This is a genomic window from Sphingobium sp. L-44 (genome assembly GCF_056859495.1).
In genome coordinates this window covers 1-10,357 of sequence record NZ_JBSXOQ010000101.1, presented here as the reverse complement: position 1 = coordinate 10,357, position 10,357 = coordinate 1, and the positions used below count along the sequence as shown (strand labels likewise).

General features: G+C 64.6%; 10 protein-coding genes and 3 pseudogenes. 12 read left to right on the top strand and 1 reads right to left on the bottom strand.

What is annotated here, in order from left to right; genetic code table 11:
- The first annotated feature begins 256 nt into the window (after positions 1-256).
- The 12 genes and pseudogenes from AC13EK_RS16210 to AC13EK_RS16155 form a co-directional block, all read left to right on the top strand.
- A complete protein-coding gene (locus AC13EK_RS16210) occupies positions 257-898 on the top strand; it encodes a glutathione S-transferase family protein (protein ID WP_069338512.1) in 642 nt (213 codons plus the stop codon).
- 439 nt (positions 899-1,337) lie between these two features.
- Positions 1,338-1,883 (top strand): hypothetical protein, encoded by a 546-nt coding sequence (locus AC13EK_RS16205; protein ID WP_069338513.1) that lies wholly within the window; start codon positions 1,338-1,340, stop codon positions 1,881-1,883.
- Positions 1,884-2,086: 203 nt separating this feature from the next.
- Positions 2,087-3,028, top strand: coding sequence for a TIGR02594 family protein (locus AC13EK_RS16200; RefSeq protein ID WP_139150107.1), 942 nt, complete (start codon positions 2,087-2,089; stop codon positions 3,026-3,028).
- 457 nt (positions 3,029-3,485) lie between these two features.
- A complete protein-coding gene (locus tag AC13EK_RS16195) occupies positions 3,486-3,824 on the top strand; it encodes a hypothetical protein (protein ID WP_069338515.1) in 339 nt (112 codons plus the stop codon).
- 27 nt (positions 3,825-3,851) lie between these two features.
- Positions 3,852-4,421: a hypothetical protein gene (locus AC13EK_RS16190; protein ID WP_069338516.1), complete on the top strand. Its 570-nt coding sequence runs from the start codon at positions 3,852-3,854 to the stop codon at positions 4,419-4,421.
- A 2-nt stretch (positions 4,422-4,423) separates the two neighbouring features.
- A complete protein-coding gene (locus AC13EK_RS16185; protein ID WP_277788370.1) occupies positions 4,424-4,627 on the top strand; it encodes a hypothetical protein in 204 nt (67 codons plus the stop codon).
- A gap of 262 nt (positions 4,628-4,889) precedes the next feature.
- On the top strand, positions 4,890-5,588 hold the full coding sequence (locus AC13EK_RS16180) for a phosphatase PAP2 family protein (protein ID WP_139150108.1): 699 nt from the start codon (positions 4,890-4,892) through the stop codon (positions 5,586-5,588).
- Positions 5,588-5,935, top strand: a complete 348-nt coding sequence (locus AC13EK_RS16175) for a phosphatase PAP2 family protein (protein ID WP_069338518.1) — start codon at positions 5,588-5,590, stop codon at positions 5,933-5,935. The genes AC13EK_RS16180 and AC13EK_RS16175 overlap by 1 nt, the downstream gene beginning before the upstream one ends.
- 78 nt (positions 5,936-6,013) lie before the next feature.
- Positions 6,014-7,330 carry a M28 family peptidase gene (locus tag AC13EK_RS16170; RefSeq protein ID WP_069338519.1) on the top strand — a complete coding sequence of 439 codons (1,317 nt, stop codon included), beginning with the start codon at positions 6,014-6,016 and terminating at the stop codon, positions 7,328-7,330.
- A 197-nt stretch (positions 7,331-7,527) separates the two neighbouring features.
- Positions 7,528-8,625, top strand: coding sequence for a terminase large subunit domain-containing protein (locus tag AC13EK_RS16165; RefSeq protein ID WP_419183525.1), 1,098 nt, complete (start codon positions 7,528-7,530; stop codon positions 8,623-8,625).
- Between the two features lie 36 nt (positions 8,626-8,661).
- Positions 8,662-9,109: pseudogene (locus AC13EK_RS16160) on the top strand (transposase); the annotation flags it as partial.
- Positions 9,110-9,173: 64 nt separating this feature from the next.
- A pseudogene (locus tag AC13EK_RS16155) lies at positions 9,174-9,419 on the top strand (IS3 family transposase); the annotation flags it as partial.
- Positions 9,420-9,524: 105 nt separating this feature from the next.
- Here the strand turns inward: AC13EK_RS16155 and AC13EK_RS16150 are convergent.
- A pseudogene (locus tag AC13EK_RS16150) lies at positions 9,525-10,275 on the bottom strand (IS5 family transposase).
- Positions 10,276-10,357 lie beyond the last annotated feature (82 nt).

Here is a 10,357-nt window from a genome sequence, read left to right as displayed (position 1 = left end):
GGCCTGATGGCAGCTGACCAGGCCGGCCGCACCCGCTGCGCCCGCCATCGTCGCCAGAAACGCGCGTCTGTCCATGACCGCCCCCATCCCGGATTGCCCCTGCAAAGGCTTTCCGATTTGCGGGGGCGTGGAAATTCCGGTCGAACACCTAATGGATTGCGCGGTCAGGGCCGGGCAGGACAGAAGTGGACAGTTGCAATATGCAACTGGTCTGGCAGGATCGGTGCTCCACCACCAGAAAAGCAGGAGTGGGTGCATGATCATCTATGGCGCGCGGCCGTCGCCCTTTGTGCGCAAGGTCATTGTCTTTGCAGCGGAAAAGGGGATCGCGGTCGAGGTGCGGCCGGCCGGGTTCGGCAAGGGCGGCGCAGAGTTCGAGCGGGCGTCCCCTTTCGGCAAGATCCCGGCCCTGGTCGACGGCGATTTCGCGATCAGCGATTCGACCGCGATCATAACCTATATGGATGCGCTGCATCCCGAGCCGAACCTGATCCCGGCCGAGGCGAAGGCGCGGGCGCGGACGATATGGTATGAGGAATTTGCCGATACCATCGCCCAGCCGGTGGGTGTCGACATCTTCTTCAACCGGGTGGTCGGCAAGCTGCTCGACATGCCGCATGACCCGGCCCGTGCCGACCGGGCACAGGCGGAGAAGATGCCGGGCATCTATGATTATCTGGAGGCGGTTCTGCCCGACAGCGGCTGGCTGGTGGAGGATCGCTTCACTTTGGCCGACATTGCCGTGGCCTGTCCGCTGATCAATGCCTGCTATTGCAGCAGCGGGTTGAAGGACGGGCGCTGGCCCAGGGTGAAGGCCTGGCTCGACGGATTGCGGGCGCGGCCGAGCTTTGCCGGGGCGATGGCGCTGGAGGCGCGGATGCTGGGCAAGGCTGTATAACCCATATGGAACATTTTTCTTGACATCGTCACGCTGATCGGGCAGATAAGAGGAAAGTCGATAATTGCGACTCGCCGGCCTCGGTCGGTGGTGGCGCGATGGGTCGGCTGGGCTGTGGAAGGCGGGGTTTTCGAGGGCGGCCTTCGGGGCTGAGCCTTTGGGCTGAGCCTTTGGGCTGGTCTTCCAGGTCAGGATTGGCAGTCGGTCCTTGAGGGCTGGTGCTTGACGGTGCGGGGCTTTTGGGATGCCGGCGCCGCGATGCGATGCTGACAGATATTGCCTTCAGGTGAGGCGAAAGGGGCTGGTCCGATTGGGCCGGCCCCTTTTGCGTTGGGCGTTGGGTGTGCCGGCGAGGCCGCGCTGCGCTGCTGCCGATGGCGGCGTGCGGCGCGTGGTCGCGCGGCGGGGCGATGGTTCGGGATAATCGGGGGAGAGGGCGATGGCGGCGCGAAAGGGGGCGGCCGGGCGGCCGGAGCGCGTGGCGCAGCGGCAGGCGGCGGGCGACGGGGTGCGCACGCAATTGCGACAGGTGCGCAGGGATGGCTGGGCGCAGAAGGACCGCGCGCGCTTCCTGGCGGAGCTGGCCGAGACCTGCAATGTCAGCGAGGCGGCGCGGACCGTGGGGAAGAGCCGGCAGGCGGCCTATGGCCTGAAGCAGCGCGACGCGGAGTTCGCGCGCGACTGGGATGCGGCGATCGAGCAGGGCTATGGCGAGATCGAGGCGATGCTGATCCGGCTGGCGCTGCATGGCTGCGAGAGCGAGGAAATCATCGAGGATGGCGAGGGCGCGGTGAAGACCCGCAAGGTCAAGCGCGCGCCCAATCCGTCGCTGGGGCTGCAATTGCTGAAGCTGCATGCGGCCCAGGTCGCGGCGCGCCGGGCGGCGCGGGGCGATGCGACCGGACCGGGCAGCCCCGCAGCGATCGCCAGCGTCGAGCGGGTGCTGGCAGCGATACGCCGCCGCCGCGCGGCGGCGGGGACGTGAGGGGGAGGGCCTGTGCGCGGCACCGGCTTTTCGTGGGGGGCATCTGTCCGGAAACTTCGATGGATGGCGCGCTGGGGCAGCGCTGTCGCGGCAATGCCGCAAAAATGGGCATGTATTACTACGTGTAGACGGGGGTCGGGATAATATTGATGATGTATTGCAGATGATTCGGTGAATATCCATGCGCTGATCGAGGTGTTGTCGTGAACGATCAAGACCGATTGGCGCGATCCAAGATCGCCATTGATGCGCGATTGAAGCGGCGGGATCAGCAACTGGCGCGCGAGCAGCTGGAACTTCAGAAGGCTGATTTTGAACTGCGGAAAAGAACCGCGACAGCTGATGGATTTCATTTCCTGCTGACGCCGACCGGCGTGGTGTTGATGGGGGCTGCGCTGGGGCTGATCGGGACGGCACTGGGCAAGGCCGCCGACTACGCCATAAAAAGACGCGAACTGGAAACGAATATCATTCTGAAATCGAGTGATGTTCCGTCAAATGCGGATGTGAATGTGCAAGCCCGCCAGCGTGCGCTCAACCTCCTGTGGTTTGCCCAGGCCGGCTATATCGCGCTGTCCGATGACTATCTGTCCAAATTGCGCGCGACGGCCAATGTCGATGAGGGGCAGGCGGTCCCCCCGCCGGTCATCGCCAGCACGGCGAGTGCGACCAATTATACGGCAGAGGATGCCTCTTTGGTCGAGGCCGCGACGAAGACGAAGGCTGCCGCCTGGATGCGCGTGGCCCAGGGCGAGATAGGGCAGCGGGAAATTCCGGGGCCGGAAAGCAATCCGCGCATCATCGCTTATAACAAGGCCGCGGGCCTGCCTGCCGATGACGCAGTTCCATGGGTCGGATCTTTCATGTGCTGGACGTTCAAGCAGGTGGGCAAGCCTTGCCCGGCCGCGCCCGGCCGCGCGTTGAGCTGGGAGAATTGGGGGCAGGAGATCGAGGATCCTGTGCTCGGCGCAATCGTGATAATGCAGCGCGACACACGCCTTGGCGCCGGATCGGGTGCGGTCGGCTTCTATCTTTCGGAAAAGCCGCAATCGGTTCGCGTGCTGATGGGCAACGCCTATGATCAGGTGACAGCCATCAATTTTCCGAGAGCCCAGGTGAAATCCTATCGGCTGCCACCTGATTGAGAACAGCTTTTGATCCGAGGGCGGGAAGGGGACTGTCCGAAAATCCTCCCCAATCTTGCCTGGGGAGGGGGACCGCCGAAGGCGGTGGAGGGGCTAAAGGACTGCGTTTACGCCATTCCCCTCCGTCAGCGCTTCGCGCTGCCACCTCCCCAAGACAAGCTTGGGGAGGAATGAGAAACGTCTGCTTCTGGTCGTTAGTCGCCCTACCCACATCCGTCATGCCGGGCTTGACCCGGCATCCCGCTTTTCGATGCTACAGATAAAGAAGCGGGACCCCGGCTCAAGGCCGGGGTGAGGATGGCAGCTTCTCACCGTTAGCCGTCAAAACCCGGCATCGTCATTGCTAGCGTAGCGAAGTAAGGGCGGGAGATAGTCGAGGCTCGCCCTTCGCACCGTCGGCTTTTGCCGGTGCGCGGTTCTTCTGGTAGGATCGGGGCGCGGCTTTGGAGATCGGGCGATGCTGGTTGGGCTGATCCTGTTGGCGGCGGCGGGGGCGATGATCGCGCTGTCGGTGCGCGCCGATCGGCGGTTCCGGGCGATCGACCGGCTGCCGATGCAATGGACGCTGACCGGGACGGTGAGCTGGCATGCGCCGCGGGCCGTGGCGCTGGCCTTCACGCCGGTGCTGGGGACGATGCTGATCCTGGTCATTGGCGCGATGGCTTTGTGGGTGCCGCCGCGCGCCGGGCAGGAGGGGCTGGTGATTCCTGTGCTGCTGGCGATCGCGGCGGGCATGGTGGCGATCCATGCGCTGCATATCTGGATGATCGGGCGCTGGGCGAGGGCGCGGCGCTGAACGGGCTTTGGGGCTGAGGAGGCGAGGATGCGGCGTGTGACCCGGAGCAGGATGGCGCTGATGCTGGTGGCGCCGATGGTGCTGCTGATGCCCGCTGGCGCGCGCGCCGCGCCGCCGACAAGCTGGGCCAAGGCGGGTGTGTCGCTGGCCGACTATGCCGGCGATGCGGGGGCCTGCGCGGAGGCAACGCGGGACAGGGCGGTGACGGTGCGACCTGAGACGGCGCAGGCGCTGGATGCGCTGAGCATGGTCGACCTGGCGATGATCCTGCGAACCTATGGCGGCGATAGCGATGCCAGCCCGCTGATGGCGGCGGCGAATATCGGCATGCATCATGACGACGTCAATGTGGCGCGGCGGACGGCGAATTTCGGCGCGAAATATCAGGCGATGACGCGCAGCGACGTGCGCGCGCAATTGCAGGCGGCGCTGGACCAGTGCCTGGTCGATCGCGGCTATGTGCGGATCATGCTGACGCAGGACCAGGTGCGCGGGCTGGCGAAGCTGAAGCGCGGGACCGCCGAGCGCACCGCCTATCTGCACGCGATCGACAGCGATCCGGCGGTGATCGCTGCGCAGCGGGTGGTGGAAGAATGACGATGCGGATCGGGATCGTCCTGGCCAGCCTGGCCTTGTGCGGGGCCTTGTTTTGGAGCGGATCGGTGCTGGTCGCGCTGATGATGGAATGGCTGGTCGCGTATCCGTGGGTGGCGAAGGCGATGGCGGCGTTGCCGATGCTGGTGCTGTCGCTGATGGCGGTGACGATCGTGCATTGGCGCCGCGATGCGGCGGACGCCGGCTGAACGGAAGGCGGCGGGCTGGTAAAGCGCCAATGTGGGACGGCGGAACGCACCGCCTATCTGCATGTGATCAACAACGATCCGGCGGTGATGTCGGCGCATCGGATGATGGAGGAATGAAGGCGCGCGGTGTGCCGCTCACTATATTATGCGGTGGACAATATAGAACGTGCAGTTTTCAATGATGACAATATTTGTTTCTTAATGTTTCATACATGGATTGGCTATAGCCGCCTCTGCGGGGTAAAGATCTGTGGGGGTTTTGGTGATCGGCAATATTGTCGTTCGCGTGCGCAGCGTGTGTGCGGCATGTCTCCGCGATTTTCGGCATTCATGGCCGGTCATTCTGCTTGCGATGCTGATGACGATCCTGCTGGCGGCTGCCGCGACGGTGCAGTCCTTCCACGTCGACATCGTGGATCTGGCGCCGCTCTATGTTGCAATCATCATATTCTTGGCCAGCGGACTTTATATTCTTCGCCGCACGCCATCCGGGAATGCTGCCATGGCAGCGCGGGAAGGGAGCGGTCAGCGGCTGGGCCATATATTGGTGCTTACCGGGCTGTTCTACTTCATGGCAGCGACAGCTGCGCTGGGCTGTGCGGCGCTGGCGCGAACGGCATTGCCCTATGCGGATACGATGCTGGCCGCAGCGGACCGTGCGCTATATTTCGACTGGCTGGCGATGATGGCGTGGTTTCAGGCCAGTCCGCGGATCGCGACCTTGTTGATCCACGCTTATGCCGCGATCAACTGGCAACCGCAGTTGGCGATATTGCTGCTTTGCGGGCTGGGGCATCCAGCGCTGGCCTATCGGTTCATGACCGCCTGGGGCATGTGTTTGTTGCTGACGATAGTGATGTTCCCCTTCTTTCCGGCGGTGGCTGCATCCATCATTATAATGTCGATCCGGCGCAGATGCCGGGCGCGACCGCCTGGGCTTCCTGGCATTTGGAGGCGTTGATGGAGGAACTGCGGTCCGGGGCCAAGGCCACGCTGGACAGCGATGCGCTGACGGGGATCATCACCATGCCGAGTTTTCATGCGGCATCGGCGATCCTTCTGATATTTGCCTTCTGGCCCTTCCCCTGGCTGCGCTGGCCGTTTCTGCTGCTGAACATGGTGATGTTCGCATCGGCCGTGCCGGTCGGCGGCCATTATCTGGTGGATACGCTGGGCGGTCTGATGCTGGCCCTCATCGCCATTGGGACGTCGATTGCCGTGCATGGAAGAGGCGAGGATATCCGTCTGGACTGGAAAACGATCGGGCATCAGGTCCGGCGACGGGAAGCGGGGCTGGCATCTGCCTGACGATGGCGGGCCGGCCTGTCGAGGATGAACGATCAGATGATTTTACCTGACGGGAAAAGCCTCTAAGAGACTGGTCAGATGAAGAAACTGATCCTGCTCGCCGCCGCTTCGGCCCTTGCAACCCCAGTGCTGGCGGCCCCCACCGCGCCGGCCGCGCCCGATGCGGCGCGGTTGAAGGCGAGCGTGGAAAAGCTGGTGAGCTTTGGCACGCGCCATACGCTGTCGAGCGCGACCGATCCCAAGCGCGGGATCGGTGCGGCGCGGGCCTGGGGCAAGGCCGAGTTCGAGAAGATTGGCAAGGGCTGTGGCGGCTGCCTGAGCGTCGAGACGGTGGCGGATCGCTTCACCGGCCCGCGCGCGCCCGATGGCGTCGAGGTGGTCGATGTGCTGGCGATCCAGAAGGGCAGCGGTGATCCGAACGAGGTGGTGATCGTCGCCGGGCATATCGATAGCCGCGTGACCGATGTCATGAACATCAGCAGCGATGCGCCGGGCGCCAATGACAATGCGTCGGGCACGGCGCTGGTGATCGAGGCGGCGCGGGTGCTGGCCGGGCAGAAATATAACGGCACGATCGTCTATGCGCTGCTGTCGGGCGAGGAGCAGGGGCTGTGGGGCGGCAAGCTGCTGGCGGCCACGGCCAAGGCGCGTGGCTGGCATGTGCGGGCGATGCTGAACAATGACATTGTCGGCAACACGGTGGGCCAGAATGGCCAGGTGGTCGCGGATCGCGTGCGGGTTTTTTCCGAGGGGATTCGCGCGGGCGACGACGCCAAGGCGAACCTGACGCGCCGGGCGATCGGCGGCGAGGATGACGGCCCGTCGCGGGCGCTGGCCAAGGCGATCGACGGCATTGCGCAGGCGGACCCGAAGATCGGGCTGGAGGTGCTGGCGGTGCGGCGGTTCGACCGGTTCGGGCGCGGTGGCGACCATTCGCCCTTCCTGGACCTGGGCTTCCCGGCGGTGCGCTTTTCGGTGGGGATCGAGAATTATGACCGGCAGCATCAGGACCTGCGCACCGAAAATGGCCGGGTCTATGGCGACACGGTCGACGGCATGGACTTTCCCTATCTGGCGAAGGTGACGGCGCTCAATGTCGCGACCTTGCGGCGACTGGCCGATGCGCCGGCGGCGCCGGCGACGGTGTCGCTCGATGGCGCGCTGTCGATGGATACGCGGGTCTTTTGGGACGCGGTGCCGGGAGCGGTTAGCTACAAGGTCTATTGGCGGCGCGCGGACAAGCAGGACTGGAGCGACAGCCGGGTCGTGACTGGCGGCACGCAGACGGTGCTGAAGGATATCGTGGTCGACGATCATTTCATCGGTGTCGCTGCGGTGGCCAAGGACGGGGCCGAGAGCCTGGTGACCTTTGGCGGGATGGCGCCGCGTAAGTAGGATTTTGGTTCGCGCGGAGACGCGGAGATTTTTGGAGAAGGCCGCCTGCGGACGGCCTTTTTTGTTGCGCGTCATTTGGAGGGCGGGCGGCTTCATGGTGCCGGCTCCTGCGCGAGGCAGGGTCGGGAGATGGATTACCTGCGGTGCGCTCCGCGTCCCGCCTTCGCGGGAATGACGAAGAAGGGGAGGGGGCGGGGATGCAGATGGCCGATTGCGACTGGGTCGAGCAGGCGGCGGCCTGGCCCGAACTGGCACGCTGGCTGAGCGACGATGCGGCCGAGCGGCTGGGGCGGGACTGGCATTTCCTGGCGCGGCCGGCGCAACTGGCGCCGGCGGGCGACTGGCGCATCTGGCTGATGATGGCGGGGCGCGGTTTCGGCAAGACGCGGGCCGGGGCGGAATGGGTGCGCGCCATTGCCGAGGGCGATCCCGAGGCGCGGATCGCGCTGGTCGGCGCGACTTTGGGCGAAGCGCGCAGCGTGATGGTGGAGGGGGCGAGCGGGGTGCTGGCGGTGGCGCCCTGGTGGGCAAGGCCGGCCTATGCCCCGGCGCTGCGCACGCTGACCTGGCCCAATGGTGCGCAGGCGCGCCTGTTCGGCGCGGCGGAGCCCGAAAGCCTGCGCGGGCCGCAGTTCAGCCATGGCTGGGCCGACGAGATCGGCAAATGGCCGGGCGGGCAGGCGGCCTGGGACAATATGATGATGGCGATGCGGCTGGGGCGGGACCCGCGCGTGGTGGCGACGACGACGCCGCGCCCGGTGCCGCTGGTGCGGGCGCTGGTGGCAAGGGCCAAGGATATGGGCGGCGCCGATGTGGTGCTGACGCGGGGGCGGACGGCGGACAATGCAGCGCATCTGGCGGCCGGCTTCGTTGCTGATGTGACGCGCCTTTATGGCGGCACGCGGCTGGGGCGGCAGGAATTGGACGGCGAACTGATCGAGGAGGCGGAAGGGGCGCTGTGGACCCGCGCGGCGCTGGAGGCGTGCCGGGTGCGGCATGTGCCGGGCGCGCTGGCGCGGGTGGTGGTGGCGGTCGATCCGCCGGCGACGGCTGGCGGCGATGCGTGCGGCATCGTCGTGGTCGCCCTCGGCGGGGACGGGCGCGGCTATGTGATCGCGGACGCGAGCGTGGCGGGCTGCTCGCCCGAAGGCTGGGCGCGGGCGGTGCGGATGGTGCAGTGCCACGAGGCGGATCATCCGTCCCGCTGGGCGGCCATCGTTTCGATCTCAGAGATTGCTCCGAAATTAAGTTGTTTCGTATCAGTTGGTTATATTGACAGTGCATCCTGTCGTTGATTCAGCGGTATTGCGAAAAACTAAAGGAAATCAACGATGTGGGCCGATACCACTGAAACGCAGTATGTGCGTGCAGACTTGGCGGCCAAGCGATTTGATCGATGCCGAATGGGCGCTGCTCGAGCCATTCTTTCCGCCGCCCTCGCATGTAGGGCGGCCGCACAAGTGGTCGTTCAGGCGGATTGTCGAGGCAATCCTGCATCTGTTGCGTGGCGGCAGCTCGTGGCGGATGCTTCCGCCGTGTTTGCCGCCGGTCTCGACGGCGCGGCGTTGGTTCTATCTTTGGCTGGACAACAGACTATGGTTGTCGTCGAGCCATACCCTGCTGCTGATCGGACGCGAAGCTGCAGGCCGCCAGGGCTCACCCAGTGCTGGCCTGATCGACAGCCAGAGCGTCAAAGCCACGGAAAGCGGCGGGTCGCGGGGGTATGACGCGGACAAGAAGACCAAGGGGCGCAAGCGCCATATCCTGACAGATACCGATTGTCCCGTGCATCTACCACGAGCGTGTCGTACAACGGCGTGATCCGGAGCGGCTATCGATCTGAGCCCGGCGCGATCAGGATCTGAAGGCGGAGGTGGTACGCGTCTTTACTGAGAACTTCGGCGTCCACGGCGTGCGCAAAGTCTGGCGGCAGATCAACCGCGAGGGCTTTGCCGTCGCCCGATGCATCGTCGAACGGCTAATGCGCGATCTGCGTTTACAGGGGGTAATCCGTGGCAAGCCCGTGCGCGCCACGGTCAGCAACAAGGCTGCGCCTTGCTCACTCAATCACGTCAACCGGCGGGACTGTCAGAAATTTCGTGTGCGGTGAGGCATAATGGGTGACAAGGAGACCCAGTATGTTTCGACTGAAAGACCCCTCGATACCAAACGACATTCTAGCGCGGATCGACATTCACGGCAGCCAGATCATAGCCGCGGCGAGATGAACGAATCCGGTGAAGTGGGCGGTGCGGCGATCGTAGCGTGTAGCGAAGCGGCGGAAATGCTTGAGGCGGCCAAAGCATCGCTCGATCCGGTTGCGGTGCTTGTAGATGGCTGTGTCGTGCGGAATGAAGGTCTTGCGATTACGCTTCGAGGGGATGACCGCTTCGGCCTTCATGGCGGCGATCCTTCCACGTAAGCCATTGCTGTCATAGGCTTTGTCGGCGAGTACGGCCTCGGCCTTCTGGCATTCCAGAAGGTCAGGAGCGGCGGTGACGTCGCTGGCCTGCCCCGATGTGATGCGAAAGCGTAATGGCCGGCCAAGCGTATCCGCCAGCATGTGGATCTTGGCCGTCAGTCCACCTCGGGAACGCCCCAGCGCCTGGTCCTTGCCCCCCTTTTCCGGTCGCCGCCTGTTGATGGGCGCGGACGATGGTACTGTCGATCATCAGATACTGCTTGTCGCGGTCGGCGGTCAGCGTGTCGAACACCCGCTCCCATACACCAGCATGGCACCACCGGCTGAAACGCCGATGAACTGTTTTCCAACGGGTGTAGCGTTCCGGCAGATCGCATCAGTGTGCGCCTGAGCGTAAAATCCACAAACATCCGTTCACGAACAATCGGTTATCCGATCCCGTTCGGCCCGGATCGCCGGCCTTGCCGGGCAGCAAAAGGGCTATCCTCGCCCACTGCGCCTCGGTTAGCTCATACCGCTTGATCCCCATCCATCCGCTCCGCGCCTCAACACGGAGCCACATGAATCAGACATCACGCCGTTTGTGAATCCTGAATGGCGATCCG

Excerpts from the sequence above, each read along its gene's own strand:
- AC13EK_RS16165 (WP_419183525.1), top strand. The coding sequence starts at position 7,528 with ATGCAGATGGCCGATTGCGACTGGGTCGAGCAGGCGGCGGCCTGGCCC.
- AC13EK_RS16210 (WP_069338512.1), top strand. The coding sequence starts at position 257 with ATGATCATCTATGGCGCGCGGCCGTCGCCCTTTGTGCGCAAGGTCATT.
- AC13EK_RS16190 (WP_069338516.1), top strand. The coding sequence starts at position 3,852 with ATGCGGCGTGTGACCCGGAGCAGGATGGCGCTGATGCTGGTGGCGCCG.
- AC13EK_RS16195 (WP_069338515.1), top strand. The coding sequence starts at position 3,486 with ATGCTGGTTGGGCTGATCCTGTTGGCGGCGGCGGGGGCGATGATCGCG.
- AC13EK_RS16175 (WP_069338518.1), top strand. The coding sequence starts at position 5,588 with ATGGAGGAACTGCGGTCCGGGGCCAAGGCCACGCTGGACAGCGATGCG.
- AC13EK_RS16205 (WP_069338513.1), top strand. The coding sequence starts at position 1,338 with ATGGCGGCGCGAAAGGGGGCGGCCGGGCGGCCGGAGCGCGTGGCGCAG.
- AC13EK_RS16185 (WP_277788370.1), top strand. The coding sequence starts at position 4,424 with ATGCGGATCGGGATCGTCCTGGCCAGCCTGGCCTTGTGCGGGGCCTTG.
- AC13EK_RS16170 (WP_069338519.1), top strand. The coding sequence starts at position 6,014 with ATGAAGAAACTGATCCTGCTCGCCGCCGCTTCGGCCCTTGCAACCCCA.